Annotated in this window: 15 protein-coding genes and 1 pseudogene; 4 read left to right on the forward strand and 12 right to left on the reverse strand. The window is 37.4% G+C overall.

The genetic code is table 11. From position 1 onward, the window contains the following. Positions 1 to 18 precede the first annotated feature (18 nt). The 4 genes from BM121_RS15630 to BM121_RS15645 form a co-directional block, all read right to left on the reverse strand. Positions 19 to 834 (reverse strand): carbohydrate ABC transporter permease, encoded by an 816-nt coding sequence (locus tag BM121_RS15630; RefSeq protein WP_091484591.1) that lies wholly within the window; start codon positions 832 to 834, stop codon positions 19 to 21. A 7-nt stretch (positions 835 to 841) separates the two neighbouring features. Continuing rightward, positions 842 to 1,771, reverse strand: coding sequence for a carbohydrate ABC transporter permease (locus BM121_RS15635; RefSeq protein ID WP_245780821.1), 930 nt, complete (start codon positions 1,769 to 1,771; stop codon positions 842 to 844). A gap of 60 nt (positions 1,772 to 1,831) precedes the next feature. Beyond that, positions 1,832 to 3,250 (reverse strand): ABC transporter substrate-binding protein, encoded by a 1,419-nt coding sequence (locus BM121_RS15640; protein WP_245780822.1) that lies wholly within the window; start codon positions 3,248 to 3,250, stop codon positions 1,832 to 1,834. Positions 3,251 to 3,412: 162 nt separating this feature from the next. Continuing rightward, positions 3,413 to 4,198, reverse strand: coding sequence for a DeoR/GlpR family DNA-binding transcription regulator (locus tag BM121_RS15645; protein ID WP_091484592.1), 786 nt, complete (start codon positions 4,196 to 4,198; stop codon positions 3,413 to 3,415). Between the two features lie 381 nt (positions 4,199 to 4,579). Between BM121_RS15645 and BM121_RS22710 the strand changes: the two are divergent. Further along, positions 4,580 to 5,399: pseudogene (locus tag BM121_RS22710) on the forward strand (SDR family NAD(P)-dependent oxidoreductase). 229 nt (positions 5,400 to 5,628) lie between these two features. Here the strand turns inward: BM121_RS22710 and rpoE are convergent. Both rpoE and BM121_RS15660 read right to left on the reverse strand, forming a co-directional pair. Next, positions 5,629 to 6,138, reverse strand: a complete 510-nt coding sequence (gene rpoE / locus BM121_RS15655; RefSeq protein ID WP_091484593.1) for a DNA-directed RNA polymerase subunit delta — start codon at positions 6,136 to 6,138, stop codon at positions 5,629 to 5,631. A 116-nt stretch (positions 6,139 to 6,254) separates the two neighbouring features. Continuing rightward, the gene (locus BM121_RS15660; RefSeq protein ID WP_091484594.1) at positions 6,255 to 6,842 is read right to left on the reverse strand and encodes a P-loop nucleotide/nucleoside kinase family protein; all 588 of its coding nucleotides are present in this window, start codon (positions 6,840 to 6,842) and stop codon (positions 6,255 to 6,257) included. A 132-nt stretch (positions 6,843 to 6,974) separates the two neighbouring features. Here BM121_RS15660 and BM121_RS15665 point away from each other — a divergent pair, with 132 nt between their 5' ends. After that, entirely contained in the window at positions 6,975 to 8,114 is a 1,140-nt protein-coding gene (locus BM121_RS15665) for a phospholipase D-like domain-containing protein (RefSeq protein WP_175495461.1), read from the forward strand. Between the two features lie 423 nt (positions 8,115 to 8,537). Here the strand turns inward: BM121_RS15665 and argS are convergent, their stop codons facing one another. The 5 genes from argS to speE form a co-directional block, all read right to left on the reverse strand. Beyond that, complete coding sequence (gene argS, locus BM121_RS15675; protein ID WP_091484597.1) at positions 8,538 to 10,205, reverse strand: arginine--tRNA ligase; 1,668 nt, start codon at positions 10,203 to 10,205, stop codon at positions 8,538 to 8,540. A 13-nt stretch (positions 10,206 to 10,218) separates the two neighbouring features. Beyond that, complete coding sequence (locus tag BM121_RS15680) at positions 10,219 to 10,647, reverse strand: YwiB family protein (protein ID WP_091484598.1); 429 nt, start codon at positions 10,645 to 10,647, stop codon at positions 10,219 to 10,221. Between the two features lie 16 nt (positions 10,648 to 10,663). Further along, positions 10,664 to 11,701 (reverse strand): AimR family lysis-lysogeny pheromone receptor, encoded by a 1,038-nt coding sequence (locus BM121_RS15685; protein ID WP_091484599.1) that lies wholly within the window; start codon positions 11,699 to 11,701, stop codon positions 10,664 to 10,666. Between the two features lie 88 nt (positions 11,702 to 11,789). Next, positions 11,790 to 12,659, reverse strand: a complete 870-nt coding sequence (gene speB / locus BM121_RS15690) for an agmatinase (RefSeq protein ID WP_091484600.1) — start codon at positions 12,657 to 12,659, stop codon at positions 11,790 to 11,792. Between the two features lie 16 nt (positions 12,660 to 12,675). After that, the gene (gene speE / locus BM121_RS15695) at positions 12,676 to 13,503 is read right to left on the reverse strand and encodes a polyamine aminopropyltransferase (RefSeq protein ID WP_091484601.1); all 828 of its coding nucleotides are present in this window, start codon (positions 13,501 to 13,503) and stop codon (positions 12,676 to 12,678) included. A gap of 728 nt (positions 13,504 to 14,231) precedes the next feature. Here speE and BM121_RS15700 point away from each other — a divergent pair. Further along, the gene (locus BM121_RS15700) at positions 14,232 to 16,346 is read left to right on the forward strand and encodes a transglycosylase domain-containing protein (protein ID WP_245780823.1); all 2,115 of its coding nucleotides are present in this window, start codon (positions 14,232 to 14,234) and stop codon (positions 16,344 to 16,346) included. 140 nt (positions 16,347 to 16,486) lie between these two features. Here BM121_RS15700 and BM121_RS15705 read toward each other — a convergent pair whose 3' ends face one another. Next, a complete protein-coding gene (locus BM121_RS15705) occupies positions 16,487 to 16,999 on the reverse strand; it encodes a YwhD family protein (RefSeq protein WP_091484602.1) in 513 nt (170 codons plus the stop codon). Positions 17,000 to 17,157: 158 nt separating this feature from the next. On the opposite strand from BM121_RS15705, the gene BM121_RS15710 reads away from it, so the two are divergent. After that, the gene (locus BM121_RS15710) at positions 17,158 to 17,340 is read left to right on the forward strand and encodes a 2-hydroxymuconate tautomerase (protein WP_091484603.1); all 183 of its coding nucleotides are present in this window, start codon (positions 17,158 to 17,160) and stop codon (positions 17,338 to 17,340) included. Positions 17,341 to 17,605: the final 265 nt, after the last annotated feature.

Below are 17,605 nucleotides of genomic sequence, written 5' to 3' on the forward strand. Positions count from 1 at the left end.
ATTTTGCCTCCTTTCGATTTAACCTTTTACTGATCCCATACTCAAACCACGAACAAGGTGCTTCTGGATAGATAACGCTAATATAATAATTGGCAATGATGCTATTAATACCGCACCTGCCATTTGACCATAATGCACAGTGTCAGATGCTACATATTGCAACATGGCTACTGTTGTTGTTGTAACATCTTGCCCCGCTAATAATAACGAGAATGTAAAATTGTTCCAAACGAATATCAGCGATAACAATGCTGAGGCAACTAATCCCGGACGAATTAATGGCATAACTATTTTTATAAATACTTGCCACCATGAATAACCATCAAGTCTAGCTGCATTTTCTACTTCTACTGGAATATCCTCGAAGTAACCTCTTAGAATCCAAATTAATAAAGGCAACGACAACACTTGGAACACCCAGATTAACCCTACATAAGTGTCATAAAGTCCTAATTCTTGGTAAAGCAAGAATAAAGGTAAAACAACTAATATCTCTGGAGCAAAACGGAAAGATAAGAATGTAAATGCAATTCCGTCTCTCCCTTTAAAATCAAATCGAGCAAGGGCATAAGCAGCCGGTACACCTACAACTATCGATAGAGCGATCGCTCCAAAACTAACGATGATATTATCTAAGAAATATCCTATATATTCGCCATCAGAAAATAAAGCTCGATAGTTTTCTAATGTCGGTGTGAATATAAATGTTGTATTAAACATATCGCTATCATGTTTAAAAGAAAGTATTAACAGCCACACCAACGGAAATATCGCATAGAAAGCATACAAAAGAAGTGCTATATTTTGCAGAATCGCTATCATTTTCTTTTTCATATTCTCCCTACTTTCCTGAAGCTTTATTTTGAGTATATGTCCAATATTTAACAATGAAATGACTTAAGAAGTATACAAATACCCATAGGATCAGCATAAATGGTAATGATACACCTAATTCTTTATACGTAAACGCTTCGGTATAAGCTGTTAAAGGTAATGTCATTAACGTGTCACCCGGTCCACCACGAGTTAAAGCAAAGATGATATCGAACATTTGCAATGACAACATCAATCGGAACAATATCGCAATAATCAACATAGGCATGATCATTGGCAGGGTTAAATTTTTAAAAGTAAACCAAGCTGAACCACCGTCAATCATAGCCGATTCAAATGGTGCTTTGGGTAATGAACGTAGCCCGGCTAATACCAGGATCGTTACAAATGGTGTAAAAACCCAAGCATCAATGATTAGTACTGTAAATAGTGCTGTTGAAGGATCCGCCCCCCAGTTAAAGTTTGTAATCCCGAGTTGTCTTAACCAGTCACTGTATATACCTACTGAATTATTTGTCATTAACTGCCATATAATTGTTGCGATAACTGGAGCAATAACAAGTGGGAAAATTAAAACGATACGAAGCGATCTTGATAAAAAATTCTCGCGATTTAACAGTATTGCAATCCCTATTCCCAGTAATGTTTCGATCAATGTCGCTACACCTGCATATGTTAAGGTAACGCCAACACTTTGCCAAAAATCTGCAGAGGTAAACATAGATATCCAATTTTCCAATCCAACAAATACGTAATCCGGATATTTGAAAGAATAATTGGTTACCGAAAAATAAATTGCCATCGCAAACGGGATTAAGATTCCGACTGTAAGTAAAAATGCAGGACCTAAAATGATAAAAGGCCTCATTTTAATCTTTAATGGCACTTTATTTGTCAATTGTTCTTCTTCTAGTTTTTCATATGCTTCTGTTGCCACTTTAAATCACCCCTTGGATAACAGGGGGGAAGAAAACTCCACCCCCAACATTTTAAGAATTTATTCTGCTCTTACTCTGGAAACCCTCTCCTGTATATCTTTATTTAATTCGTTCATTCGTTCCTCTGCATCTGCACCATTCACAATATCTTGCAATGCTGCTGCCCATTCAGTAGTCGTATTAAAGAATTCCGGTTGTGGTGTAAACTTAATTGTTGATCCATCAATTAACTCATTAAATGTTTCTACATAACCTTCAATATCACCAATTCTTTCTTGATATTCGTCACTTTCAAATACAGATTCTCTAACCGGGTCTACTACATTCGCTTCTATTGCACCCCATTGCATATGTTCTTTACCAGTAAAGTACTGCATAAATAACCAGGCAGCATCTTTTTTCTCGGATGATTTATTCATAGCGATTGACCATACCCACATGTTTGTTCCCAGATCGTCATCTTTTGTTCGAGGAGGTGTTGTAACTCCTATGTTTCCAGCTTCTGGCGCTTCCCCTGGCACATTATGAAATATTGCCCAGTTACTTGCGTCATAAGTAAACGCTGCCTTACCTTGTGCCAAGTCGTTTGATACTTGATACCACGTATAACTTGACCAATCTGAAGGACCTGCTTCATTGACTAACTCTGCAAACTTTTCTGTTATTTCAATTGCTTCCGTGCTATTAAGATGAGATACTAGCGATCCATCTTCTACCGTGAAATCTACAGCTCCATGATTATCAAATGATGTCATATATCCTGGGTGAATAGTTGCCCATGACCTGGTACCACGAGTACCTACACCGTAACTACCTTCACCATTCCACCCATCCAGTTGAGCACCAACTTCTATTAATTCTTCCATCGTTTCCGGTGGCTCTTCTAAACCAATAGATTCCAGTGCGCGTTTATTATAATGTAATAGGTTGAATTCGTATGCTAATGGTACTGTGTACAAGTTTCCTTCGCCTACCGTGTGTCCAGGAACACCATCCCAACGACCTGCATCTAAAATACCTTCATAAAAATCATCTACATCATAATCTGGAGATGTTCTGTTCTCATCTTCAACAAACACGTCTAATTCCTGCATATAATCAGCAGTTGCATATTCCCAAACTTGATATGCACCAGTCATAAAAACATCCGGATTACCATTTTGTGCATTTAATGAAGTCGTTAATTTATCAAAATAGTTTTCTTCTGGTGTTAGAGAGTGATTTACCGTAATTCCTGTTTTCTCCTCGAATTCCGGAATTCTTTCAATTATTGCTTCCGCATATGGATGTTGATTAAGCATAATCTCAATTTCTTCACCATCAAAGCGTTTCCAATCAAATTCGTCAAATTGTTCTAAATCAATCGTATTCGATGAGCCATCGTTATCGTTACCATTTTCTGTAGCGCTTTCATTTGAACACGCAAATAATAACATGAATGCAAGAACACTTATGAAACCAGATATTATTTTTTTCACTTCGTTTTCCTCCCTAAATTTTTTAGCGGAATGTTTTATATTTATCTCTATTTGTTTTCACCTCCACCTGTTTCTCTTTCTTGCGTTTTATTTTACATTATTATTTTTTGTTGTCAATATGTTTCGTTTATTTTCATTTTATGATTTCCAAATGAAAAAATGTCATGTTTTTCTTTGTTTTCCTGTGACCAGCTGTATGGTGGAGTACTCATTTTTTATTTGTTCAAAAAAGCCTTGAGGTGCTTGTTCACTAGTAATTAATACATCAATTTCTTTTGTTTCCAGTGACGTAACTACTGATTTTCGATTTATTTTTGTATGATCTACAATCGCTACACACTTTTCAGCTCTTTCAGCCATAAATTTTTTCAATTGAGCCTCATGAACACTGAAATCATTCAATCCACTTTCAACTGTAAAACCGTGTGGGGATGTAAAAAAAATATCAGAATTAATTTCTGATAAAATTGTTTTTCCTAGGGAACCTTCAATTTCTGTACTTCCAGGCCTTACTAACCCTCCAATCATAATGACATTCAAGCTAGTATTTTCAGCTAGAATTTGGGCAGTGACAAGACCGTTTGTAATAACAGTTATATTCTTTTTATATACAGCTAATTGCTTTGCTAATTCTAAACAAGTAGAGCTTGCATCAATGGTTATGCAATACTTCCCCTCCATAAGTTCCATCGCTTTGTTACTAAGCAGTTTTTTCTCTGATTGATTTTGCTCTACTCTGGAACTAAATGCTAAATTTGGGTCGTATTGTTCAGGCAACATTGCTCCACCATGCGTTTTTACTAAAAAACCTTCCTCTTCTAATATTTTTAAATCATTTCGTAATGTTCCTTCTGATACACCTAACTCCATTGATGTATCTTTAACTAATAATTGTTTCCTTTCGTTTAATATTTGTATAATTTTTTTTCTTCGACTAGGTGCTAACATTTTTTCACTCCTTTTTGCATAAACTAATATCTATTAATTATTTTTGGTGTATATTTTTGTTTATTGTTGATTTTCATTATTTATGTTGCTATTATAATCATATTAATTAATATTTGTAAAGAAAGTGAAGTAATTTGTTAGAGGAACTCGAAAGTCTATTTTATATTCAGGTTATTAGAAGGAAAGAACAAATCGTTTTATCTTTTTCTGTTACTGGTCCATTTAATAAAAGCGATTACCTCATACAAGAGTCAATAATATTATGGCAATAAGTCTGTCCGTTTGTATCAATAACCACCTAACAAAATCTATTTAATATGACATAAAGTGTCAACATTAAGGGTTACACTAGAGATACTAAAAAATGGGAGGCAGATGTAAATGAAATCTTTAAGGAGACAAATAGCTTTGGTAGCTGGTGGAGCAGGACGTGGTATTGCTATGGAATTAGGGGCTAGCAGGAGCTACTGTCTATATCACTGGTCGCACTACGCGAAATGAAACGGGCGCCCTGAAACTATTGAGGAAACAGCAGAATTAGTAAATGATTTAGGTGGAATCGGAATTGCTGTTCAAGTTGATCATCTGGTACATAAACAAGTGCAGTCGTTAATTGAAAGAATTGAGAAAGAACATGGAAGATTAGATATACTGGTAAATGATATTTGGGGAAGTGAATATTTGATGAAATGGGATACACCAGTTTGGCAGCATTCTTTAGAAAAAGGCTTAAGAATGTTACATTCGGCTATTGATACCCATATCATAACAAGTCATTATGCACTTCCTCTATTGATAAAAAATAAGGGAGGATTAGTTGTCGAAATGACAGACGGTACAGAAGAATATAATAACAATAACTAGCTTCACCTTATGAATGTACTGCTATTTCAGTTACACCAGACTGAATGCGCTCGGAAATAATGCTTGAAGAATTTGGAGTTACCGCAGAAAACTGGATGGATGCAACAAAGTTAGAACCCCATTTCGTTATTTCTGAAACACCACGCTTTACCGAGCAGTTACTTCAGTAGCAAAAGACCTTAATAAAAAATCGTTTGAATGGATATTCACTATCAAGTATAAATTAGCAAAAATGTATAACTTCTTTGATGTCGATGGATTTCAGTCAGATTGTTGGAGATATTTAGTTGAAGTTCAAGAGGATGGTAAATCTGCCAATGCAGAAGATTATCGATAAGTGAAGTACCTAAAATGGTAATTGAGGAATTAACATTATCCCATTGTTGATAATTTTAATTCCCTTGGAATCCAAGGGAATTAAAATTATTTTCAAACACAAGCTCCTATGATTCACCTAACCTTAGGACTTCCAAACGATTTAGTCTTGAAAAAGACTACACTGAAAAAAACATTCCTGCATTTCTATAATACATTGTCCTAGTATTAAAATGCAGTGGATAAGTAAATTACTTATCCTCTTTTGTTTTGAAATCCTCATCTACTTCTTCTTCTTCGAGGTCATCATCATCAAAGTCAAAGTCATCATCGACGATATCAGCTGATTCCTCATCATCGAATCCAGTACCAACAATTGTTTCATCAAGATCTTCCGTTTCATCCACTGATTCTACGGGAGCTTTTTTCTTTTTAGGTTTAGCTTTAGCTTTAGCTTTTTTCTTTTTCTTCTTTTTCGGTACAGGGGTGACATCTTCCTCAATCTCTTCCACCGGATACCATCTTTTTAATCCCCACATATTAGAACCTTTTGTCATGAAACGTCCATCAATATTTAAATCAGTATAAAATTGCGAGATCCCTGCATCTTTTTCCGCTTCAGATAAACCTTTTAATTTAGCGACACGTTCAAAGATATCACGGAAATCCTTTGCTTTGTTTTCTTCGTCTAAAATTAACGTCGCGATATCAATCATTGCCATTTCATCTATACTATCTTTTGTTAGGTTCTTTAAACTCACGGTCTAGCACTCCTTTTTTTCTTCTAATCTATATGTAAGCAAATTCACTGACTAGTTAAGTTCTACCATCATATTATATGGCTTTGTTAATTGAATTGCAACAATCTTTAAGTAAGCTATTTTAAAATAAAAGTTACCAGTTTTTCAACTTTTTCTTCTGTTAGATCTCCAGAATTATCAAAAATGTCGATATTTTCCTTCGGGATATCCCAGTTGACGGTTGGAACGAAATCCACTCTTGTTTCATATGAATCCCAATTCTCCAGCTTCCATGTATCCCGTTCTGTACCACGATCTGCAATTCGTTTTCGTTGTTGCTCGATATCCTCAAGTGTAACGACTACTACTTTTACATCTACTTCTTCTTTCGTTTTACCACTGTCTGCGATCACTTTTTCGATCCAATCTTTATTTTTTAATTCTGTTGTAAATGGTGAAATCATAAAAACATTTTGTCCAACCCGTAAGTTTTCAATACATATATCTTTCGTAGTATCGTATTCTAAGTCACGAAGATTTTCTTTATAAAATTGGGAATCACGATCTTTTGGATCTAGATCTTTCATTTCAAGAAAACGTTCCACGAAACGTCCGCCAACTGTATCACGATCAAGAAAGGCACACGGTATATGTTCTGAAATTTTCTCCGCTACAGTTGTTTTACCTGTTCCTGCCACACCTACAAAAAACACTAATTTTTGCACGATTTACACCTCTTTTATTTATCTGTTCTTTTTATATATTAACTTATTATTAACAATAACGCATCCATTATGTTGCTTATGATTCTACCCTTTTTTGGGTATAGTAACAAGAGAGAAATGAGGGAAAAACACATGCTATGGATCATCATCTTGTTTATTCTATTATTGATTATTGATTTTCAACTTGGCCGTTTTCTTGTTTCAAAGCGTAACAAAAGTCAAAGTTGGCGGACAACTACCGAAGAAGTGGAGATGTTTGCTGACGGCAATCCCTTGTTTGAAGCAATGCTTTCCGATATTGAGAAAGCAAAAGAATCGATCGATATCCAATTTTTTATTATTCGTAATGATCGCATTAGTAATCAGTTTTATACCCTGCTCGCCCGAAAGCATGCAGAAGGTGTACAAGTTAGGTTATTAGCCGATTGGGTCGGTAGTTTTAAATTTCGCAAAAAATGGCTTAATCAAAAATTTTTTATGGACAAAATGAATCCACCACGTTTCCCTTTTTTCTACCATTTCCAACAACGCAGTCATCGTAAAGTACTTGTGATTGATCAGAAGATTAGTTATTTTGGTGGCTTTAATTTAGGTAATGAATATGTTGGCAAGGATGTTAAGTTGGGAAGATGGCGTGATTATCATTATCGAATGGTTGGAAAAATTGGAGAAGTGATGCAGGAAAGCTTTACTAATGATTGGGGAATAGCGAATAATAGACCCATTCCTCAAATTGGAGATATAAGGGTATTAGCGACAGAAGGGGATGTATTGGAAAAAGAGATGCTAGATTATATCAAGAAAGCAAAAGAATCGATTGAAATCGGCTCCCCTTATTTTATACCAACCCAGAAACTTGCACAGGCTCTTTTGGATGCACTGGCAAAAGATGTCGACGTGACGATTATGATTCCGGATAAATCCGATCATGTTGTAGCTAAAGCTGCAGCTCTCCCTTATTTGAGGAAATTGAAGGAACATGGAGCAACTATTTATCTGTATGTGGATGGTTTTTTTCATGCTAAAGTTTTATTTTTTGATCGAAAAATCTGTGATACAGGCACAGCCAATTTCGATCGCAGAAGCCTTCAACTAAATCAGGAATTAAACCTGTTCGTCGGTCATGAACACCCTATCTACAAGAAAACACGCAAAACCTTTGATACCGACATTAGCACATGCAAAAAAATGACAGACACCTGGCTCAATCACCAACCACTATACATTAGAATACTTTCATGGATCAGCATCCCCTTCCGCATCTTTTTATGATGGGGTTGAGGATTGAGAGATTCCATCTGCGGCAATCCAGCTTTGCGGAAAAAGCCTTCGCAATGTTTTTCTATCCGCAGTGCGTGACTTATGATTTGTCTTTGAATTTAAAATAATTAACAAATCTTCCTTGAGTAAGTTGATAATTGTCAGATATATCCATATAACTTACAAATCTTCCTTCAATGTGCTTAGATTTGTCTGTTATATCAAGATAACTTACAAATCTCCCTTCAGTGTGCCGAGATTTGTCTGTTATATCAAGATAACTTACAAATCTCCCTTCAGTGTGCCGAGATTTGTCTGTTATATCAAGATAACTTACAAATCTTCCTTCAGTGAGCCGAAATTTGTCATTAAAATTGGGATATAAAAAAAGGGCTACCATAAGTTATTTGCTAGAACTTATGGGACAGCCCTTTTTTACATACTTGTTGGTGCCTGGACACCGATTAGTTTCATTCCGTTGGCTAGAGTAATGCGAACTGCTTGCATTAACGCTAGTCTTGCCTTTGTTGCATCGAGGTCGTCTTCGTTAATTACTTTTTCAGCATTGTAGAAGCTGTGTAAGTTTGCTGCTAGGTCAAAAATGTATTGTGTAATGCGATGTGGTGTGCGGTTTTCCGCTGCATCAGCAACCACTTGGGTAAACTCGCCTAGCTTTTTCAATAAGTCTTCTGCTTTCTCTGATTGTAAGATGCTTGCATTATAATCTGTATAATCGATTCCTTTTTCATCTGCTTGCTTCAACATCGTACAAATACGTGCGTGCGCATACTGTACATAGTAAACCGGATTGTCATTCGACTGGGATTTCGCTAAGTCCATATCAAAGTCTAAATGAGAGTCTGCTGAACGCATGACGAAGAAATAACGCATGGCATCAATACCGACTTCCTCCATTAGTTCACGTAAGGTTACTGCTTTACCGGTACGCTTGCTCATCTTCACCCTTTCACCATTTTCGAAAAGGTTGACCATTTGAATAATTTCGACTCCTAGCGTATCGGCATCATAACCTAAAGCCTGGATAGCCGCATGCATTCTTGGAATATAGCCGTGGTGATCTGCACCCCAAATATTTATTAATTTATCAAAACCGCGATCAAGTTTATTTTTATGATAAGCAATATCTGGTGATAAATAGGTATAAGAACCGTCTTGTTTGATTAGCACACGATCTTTATCATCTCCGAAGTCCGTCGTGCGGAACCATGTTGCTCCATCTTGTTCATAGATATAACCTTTTTCTTTTAGTAATTCAATGGCCGGAACAATTTTGTGCTCTTCATATAATGACGTTTCCGAGAACCAATTATCGAACGTTACACGGAATTGCGCTAAATCTTTTGCGAGTTTATCTAATTCGATTTTTAACCCATATTCACGGAAAAAGGATTGCTGCTCTTCTTCTGTTTTCTCCAGCAATGCTTCCCCATGTTCCTTTACCAACGTTTCACCGATGCCAATAATATCGGCGCCATGATAACCGTCTTCCGGCATTGGAAAGTCTTTCCCAAGTGCTTGCATATAACGTGCTTGTACAGATAAAGCAAGGTTGTTAATTTGATTACCGGCGTCATTAATGTAATATTCACGTTGCACTTCATAACCCGCTTTATCTAAAATGTTACATAAGGCATCACCGACTGAAGCACCACGAGCATGACCTAAGTGCAGGTCCCCTGTTGGGTTAGCTGAAACGAACTCGACTTGAACTTTTTCAGCCTTACCAGTGTTTGAAGCTCCGTACGCTTCATCTTGTTCTAAAATAGTTGGAATTAAATTCGATAAGTATTGATTGTCCATAAAAAAGTTGATAAAACCCGGGCCTGCGATATCAACACTTTTAATCGAAGCTTTCGATTTATCCAATTGCGCAACTATATCTTCAGCAATTTGACGCGGTGCTTTTTTGGCGACTTTGGCCAATTGCATAGCGATATTTGTTGCATAATCACCGTGTGCTTTTTCTTTTGGTTGTTCAAGTATAACCATTGGAATTTCTGCTTCAGATGCCAACTCTGCTGCTAGTACGGCCTGCTTAATTTCCGCTTTTAAATTTTCCTGCATCTTTTGCATCACGTTCATACAATAACCTCCATTAGTTTTCTTTTTTTAGCCTAATCGTTAAGCGTTGATGTCTTGGTGTTTCTCCGTTCAAACTTGTTTGGTAACTAATAAATAATTTACCATTTTTATTTGCAACAGGTGGCTGATATAAAATTTGATCTGTTTGAGTTTCCATATGCATGGTGCCAAATTGATGACGATACACATTTTCCGTTGTTTGCTTACTACGAAACTTCTGTAGCATCGATACTGCTCCGGACCTTTTGACACTAACCTTATCGGGGTGAATCGTAATCAGGGAATCCGTTTGTTCATTATTTTCGTTTGTTTCACTAAATTTCAAAACAGTTGTCTCATCTTTTTCCAATAACTGACCTTCTTCTTCGACAACCGTAACGTCTTTGTTTCCTAGGTCGTTAATTTCCATTGTCATTTTAATCGATACGGGAGATTTATTCACGTTATCATTCATCCTTCTACTGATCAAGGGCGTTTAACGCCTCAAGTGGTAATTTCGCATAAAAATAATCATCACGTTCTTCAATAAAACGTTGATAGGACGTCCGTAATAAATGTTTATCTTGCTTAGCTCGTCCTAAATAATATTGTTGAAAAGGGGTAAGTTCATCGAAGCCTTCTAATATATGAATACACTTGTCCAGGTCATTCTCTGCCAATGCAATGTGGGCCTGCTCTGCCTTATCTTCACTTGTAATACCTTCCGTTCGCTGATAATATGATGCGATAAAAGGAAGAGTAAAGTTTTTTAAGCCATACACCGCTCGCTCATTTTGCATTTGTTTTGCCATTTCCATTGCGATAGAGACATGATTCATCGCTTGTTCATAGCTTTCGAACAAGTAACCTTGCGCCAAAACATTATGGATATCCATTTGTTTTCGTTGATTATTTGTTTTCGTTAATAATTGATAACCATACTTTCGTGACAAAATAAGTTCGTTTCGTTTCCAATGATAATTAAACAGTGCTTCATTCAATCTCGATTCAAATAAATCATATAGTAATGGATCTTTTACATACAGGAGATTTTGTTTAATGGACTGATTGAAAGTACCAATCCTGCCATACTGATGTAAATCAAAATAACAATATATGTGAACAAGATCACGAAGAATTTTCAATGAATACTCATTATCATTTATCTTCAAACGATTTACTGATTGTATATATTTTGCAGGAGAATCCGGCTTTAATTGTTTGGCGCTCAATGTTTTGCGCTCATACATAACTTGATAAATTCGTGATGTTTTACGGACCACCTTGTTCGTTGCATATTTTGTCTTTTCCATTAATAGCTTTAACTCATGAAATAAACCATTGGCATACAAATATTCCATCGACGTACATTGATTTGCTTCATTTTTACTTGCTAAACAAATGTCACTCATATCTTTGAATTCATTGGGTTGACCTTTCAACTGCTGATAAACAACATGTAACGGCATTTCTTTCTCATTCGACAAAAAATCTCTCACGATTTGATTCCTTTTCATCTAATATCTCCTAATCCTAAATAAATCCTTAATAAACTGTAACATATTTTATCATATTTACGTCATAGTTTACATAGCTTGTGACTTATTACACCCAACCTAACAACATTTCCCGGATAAACTTACTCGCAGCAATTGAAGTCTGTTCAGTTGGATCGTAGTTAGGTGCTACTTCGACAAGATCTGCTCCAACTACGGTCACACCCGAACGTGCTATCAAATGAATAGCTGCCAATAATTCTTTAGACGAAATTCCTCCTGCTTCCGCGGTTCCTGTACCCGGTGCAAATGCGGGATCTAATACATCGATATCTATCGTAACATAAACGGGACGTCCCGCTATTTTCGGTAACATTTCCTCTAATGGCTCTGCCACATCAAATTTCGCCATGTACATTCCGCTTTCTTTAGCATATTGAAACTCCTCACGATCACCGGAACGAATTCCAAAAGAAAAAACATTTTCAGGACCAATTTTTTCACAGACTTTCCGGATCGGTGTTGAATGGGATAATGGCTCTCCCTCATACTCCTCGCGCAAATCTGCATGAGCATCAATATGAATCACCGCAAGATCTGGATACTTTTCATACATTGCTTCGATAATCGGCCAACTAACGAGATGTTCACCTCCTAAACCTAATGGGAATTTCCCTTTTTCCAAAATTTGATTGATATAATCACGAATCATCTCCAGACTTCTTTTTGGATTACCAAAAGGGAGCGGGATATCGCCTGCATCAAAATAGGTCACTTCTTCTAAATGACGGTCTAAATAAGGACTATATTCCTCCAGACCAATCGATGCCTCACGAATCCGATTCGGTCCGAAACGTGATCCTGGACGAAAACTAACTGTCCAATCCATTGGCATCCCATAAATTATCACATCTGCATCTTCAAAGTCTGGTCGTGACATAATAAATACTTTTCCTGAGTAAGCTTCATCAAATCGCATTTCCCTACTCCCCCCTTTAAACAGTTAAATCCTCTACAAATTTCGGTAGTACAAAGCAAGCATGATGCAGCTGTTTTGTATAATACTTCGTCTCTATCTCAAAAAAGCGATCCTCTTTTACCTTTAATGGATCATGAATCTTGCTTCCGATCGTAAATGTCCACAACCCACTTGGATAAGTTGGAATATTTGCCGTATACAAGCGTGTAACAGGAAATATTTCTTTGACATCAGCATATACTTGGCGAATTAAATCTGCTTTAAACCAAGGATTATCCGTTTGTGCTACAAAGATACCGTCATCTTTTAATGCACTGGCGATTCCTGCATAAAAGCCTTTAGTAAAAAGGTTAACAGCTGGCCCGACTGGTTCCGTGGAATCGACCAGGATAACATCGTACGCCTTTTCACTTTCTGCGATATGCATAAATCCATCTGCTACACGCACTTCAACAAGTGGATCATCTAATTTCCCTGCTATCGAAGGTAAATATTTTTTAGCGTATTCAATAACTTTTCCGTCGATATCAACCAGAACTGCTTTCGTAACAGAAGGGTGTTTTAAGATTTCTCGTATAACCCCTCCGTCACCACCACCTACGACTAGTACTTCTTTTGGATTGGGGTGCGTAAACAATGGAACGTGTGCGACCATTTCATGATAAACAAACTCGTCTTTCTCAGTCGTCATGACCATGTCGTCTAGCAGCAGCATGTTGCCCCATTCTGCAGTTTCGACCATGTCCAATTTTTGATAATCGGTTTGTTCAGTATGGTATGTTTGCTTGATTTTTGCGGTAATCCCAAAGTTTTCGGTTTGTTTTTCGGTAAACCATAATCCCATCTGGATCGCTCCCTCATCTATGTTAAAGAAAAAATTGGTTTGTCGCCCAGCACTGGCGGAAGACTTGATTTTTCTTATATTATCCACATTAAATTTTTATAGTACAAATGATTATTTTAGAAGTAAACAATACTATTCTAGAGTTTTTCCGTAAAAAATCAAGTAATTCTTTTATCTTTTATGTTTATCCCCGGTGTGATTTATCCATAATGCTAATAATGGCAAAAACTGAACAGGATTCAGGCAATCGGGCTAACGTAGTGAAAATTCTCATTTCCGTGACTTTGTACCATCCTGAAGTTTGATTGATGCATAGATTCGCTCCGCCAAGATACTTCGCTTTTCTGCGGGATCTTCAGCTAGCGCTTCCCGCAGGAGTCTTCGTATCTTGTCTACGCTAGTTATGATGTTCTTATTTTCGATAGAAGAAACCTATAAAATCAGTATCCATCGATTTTATCCTTTCAATCATCAGTGAATCCTTACCAGCGGAGGCAGAATACCAGTCTACTACAGGAACAGCACATATCCGCGGAACTCATAGCGAGGTACGAGCGAGGAGCCTGTGGCCACTTGTGCCCTCTGGTGCAAGCGAAGTATTCTGCCGGAGTGTTATTCCAGTACTCCCTATAGAAGAAAGAAAATGGATGAGAAAGTTACTTAGCAGTTGATGGATTTTGTGTATATTTTAAAATTTCTGTTACATGGTGAAATGGAGGTGTGGTCTGGTGAGGCGTAGGTATAGACGTAGAAGGAAAAAGAGACGGTTGTTGAAGATTGGTTTTTTCCTGGTATTAATGATGGGGGCTTGTGTTGCAGTTCTGTTGATTGCGAGCTTTTTACTTGGCCCACCTTCTTTAGAACGGCCACAAAATACCATCTATTATAGTGACAATGAAGAAGTAATTGGGGAAGAATTCGGTTCAGAAAAAAGATACTGGGTATCACTCGATGAAATAGACGACCGTTTGGAACAAGCAACCGTATGGACAGAGGATCAACACTTCTATGATCACTTCGGGTTTGACTTTAAACGGTTAGCCGGAGCAATCTTGAAAGACATTCGCACCATGTCGCTAAAAGAAGGGGCAAGCACAATTACACAGCAGTACGCTCGTAATCTTTTTCTTACACATGATAAAACATGGCAACGGAAATTATATGAAGCTTTTTATACGATTCGATTAGAAATGTTTTATGATAAAGATGAGCTATTAGAAGGATATTTAAATACGATATATTTCGGGCATGGTGCGTACGGTATTGAAGCTGCTAGTAAGTACTTTTTTGATAAATCTGCATCTGATCTCAGTTGGGCAGAAGCATCCATGCTGGCAGGAATACCGAAGGGGCCGTCAAACTACTCGCCTTTTCATAACTTAGATAATGCTAAAAACAGGCAAGAATTTATCTTAACCAATCTTTATGAGAAAAACGTGATCGATGATGTCACATATGAAACAGCTTTAAATGAAGAATTATCTTTTTCTGATAAGCGTGATATTACTACCAAAAGTGTCGCACCTTACTTCCAGGATGTTGTGGTCAATGAATTAAAAGAATTACTGGATGTGGACATCGAAGATATTCGTTCAGGAGGCTACAAAGTCTATACCACATTAGACCTGAACCAGCAGCAAGCAATGAAACAAGCTTCTGATACCATCGATGCCAATTCCGACATTCAAATGGGTGCTGTGGCGATGAATCCTGATTCGGGGAGTGTCAGCGCATTGATTGGTGGCCGAAATTACCAAGATTCTTCATTTAACCGGGTAACACAAGCAAAGAGAATGCCAGGATCTGCTTTTAAACCTTTTCTGTATTATACCGCTTTAGAAAATGGGATGACGGCAGCCACGACCCTAATGAGTAAACCGACCACCTTTGAGTTAGCTGATGGTAAAAGCTATCAGCCTAGTAACTATAATGATTATTATGCCAATCAACCGATCACAATGGCGCAAGCGTTGGCACTTTCCGACAATATTTTCGCTGTCAAAACAAATATGTATGTGACACCCGAGCGATTTGCCCAAGTTGCCAAAGATAAATTTCAATTTAAAAGTGAGTTGGAGCCAGTTCCATCCCTAGCATTAGGAACAGAGGTGGTGACAATGCAGGAGATGGTGACAGGGTACAGTATCATCGCCAATGGTGGTCTTGAAGTGGATGGCCATACCATCACAAAAGTGACAGATCCGTACGGTGAAGTGCTATATGATCGAGAGGAAGAACAAACAGAGGATAAAGGATGGAACCCTTTTTCCAAACAAGAAGATGAACAAGTGTTGACAAAAGAGTATGCTTATATCCTGTCTGATATGATGAAAGGGATGTTCCAAGAAGAATTAAACGGGTATATGAGTGTGACTGGTGCTTCTATAAATGACCAATTGACACATGAATATGCCGGAAAATCAGGAACAACTAATGGAGATAACTGGATGATTGGCTTCACACCCGCTCTTACTACTGGTGTTTGGGTTGGTTATGACGATAATCGCGACATTGTAAAAACCCGAGATAAACAATATGCGAAGGAAGTATGGGCAAGTTTTATGGAGACGGCCCATAAAGATCTACCTGAAGAACATATTACAAAACCTGAAAACGTGGTAGAAGCGTCGATTGATTTAAATACGGGTTACCTAGCAACAGATGCATGTGGTCAGACACACACGATGTTATTTGTGCGAGGAACAGAGCCGACAAAACATTGTACCATCCATTTAGAAGAATATGAACATGAGCATCCGGAAGAATTGGATGAGATGATTCCGGAAGACCGACTACTCGAAAACTGGTGGGAATGGATGTGGACAGGAGAAGATGGTAGATAGAACGGAAAAAGGCTGGGCAAATGCCCAGCCTTTTCCGGTCCTAGTAACTAAGAGTTACCATGTGTATATATTTTATAAAAAAATGTTAGCTTAGGACAAGTATATTTGTTCATTTTTAGTTAATGTTCACAAAATGTTCATTATTCTGGTAACGCTTGTTTTAATTCGTCGGATGAATTTTTCCACATCTGCGAATCAAATTCACGTAAGAAATCAGCGAGTAACTTTTGCGATTTTTCATCCATATGATCGACAATCACATGCCCTTTCATCGATTTATCCATATGGTTCACATGTTCTGGCATTGATTTGTAAGCGCGTTTAATAGAACGGTCGACACGGACTTCACATCCGGTTACACCATGATAGTATGAACCGATATCTCCACGTTCTACCGTTACCCAGACAATCCAGTATAGTTTACCGTTTGGAACATCTTCTTTATTCGGGAGAAATTTCACACGACGTTCCACTTCACTTCTCGCATGCATGGCTCCCATATCAACAAATGTGCGATCTTCATTCGGATCAACAATTACAGGGGAGATGTTTTCTAAACTGACGGATCCAACACCATATCCTCCATGACCATCCGTGGAATCGTCCTTCATGATCGTAAATGCATTGGATTTCTTTTTCTTTTCTTCACTCATGACAATCCTCCTACTTCTTTTACTAATTATTGTAGCATGTTTAAAAGTGAGTTTTCATCTTCTTTGTTTCCCCTCTTCTTGCTTTTACGATACAATGATATTGTAAAGTGCCCGATATCCGTATTGGACACTCGTATTTTAATGAGGAGTGAATACATATGCCATACGTAACAGTTCAAATGCTAGAAGGCAGAACAGACGAGCAACGTAAAGCTTTGATTGACAAAGTAACAGATGCAGTTGTCGAGACAACTGGCGCATCTCGCGAAAAGGTTGTCGTATTTGTCGAAGATATTGACAAGCGTAATTATGGTGTAGGCGGCAAGCGTTTAATTGACTAATCTATATAGTTGGTAAATGGGATGAAGGACACTTTTTAGTGATTTCCTTCACTCCCTACCTTTCATTGATATACTACCCATATGAAAGGATGTGTTTTGTTTGATTTATGCAAGTATAAGCGGATTTAACGTTAGCGGCATCATATTTTCGCTTATTTCGCTTATCTTCTTTTTCACCATTAACACACTAATATTCTCACTTATTTTCCGACCTATCAAAAAAAGAAAACAACTAGAGCGGATCGAGGAAAAACTGGATAGACTT

Source organism: Gracilibacillus orientalis, from assembly GCF_900114645.1.
GTDB classification, from domain to species: Bacteria; Bacillota; Bacilli; order Bacillales; family Amphibacillaceae; genus Gracilibacillus; species Gracilibacillus orientalis.

Coding starts and splice junctions, on each gene's coding strand:
- speB (WP_091484600.1), bottom strand. CDS start 12,659: ATGCGATTTGATGAAGCTTACTCAGGAAAAGTATTTATTATGTCACGA.
- BM121_RS15705 (WP_091484602.1), bottom strand. CDS start 16,999: ATGAGTGAAGAAAAGAAAAAGAAATCCAATGCATTTACGATCATGAAG.
- BM121_RS15685 (WP_091484599.1), bottom strand. CDS start 11,701: ATGAAAAGGAATCAAATCGTGAGAGATTTTTTGTCGAATGAGAAAGAA.
- BM121_RS15665 (WP_175495461.1), top strand. CDS start 6,975: ATGCTATGGATCATCATCTTGTTTATTCTATTATTGATTATTGATTTT.
- BM121_RS15710 (WP_091484603.1), top strand. CDS start 17,158: ATGCCATACGTAACAGTTCAAATGCTAGAAGGCAGAACAGACGAGCAA.
- BM121_RS15645 (WP_091484592.1), bottom strand. CDS start 4,198: ATGTTAGCACCTAGTCGAAGAAAAAAAATTATACAAATATTAAACGAA.
- argS (WP_091484597.1), bottom strand. CDS start 10,205: ATGAACGTGATGCAAAAGATGCAGGAAAATTTAAAAGCGGAAATTAAG.
- speE (WP_091484601.1), bottom strand. CDS start 13,503: ATGGGATTATGGTTTACCGAAAAACAAACCGAAAACTTTGGGATTACC.
- BM121_RS15630 (WP_091484591.1), bottom strand. CDS start 834: ATGAAAAAGAAAATGATAGCGATTCTGCAAAATATAGCACTTCTTTTG.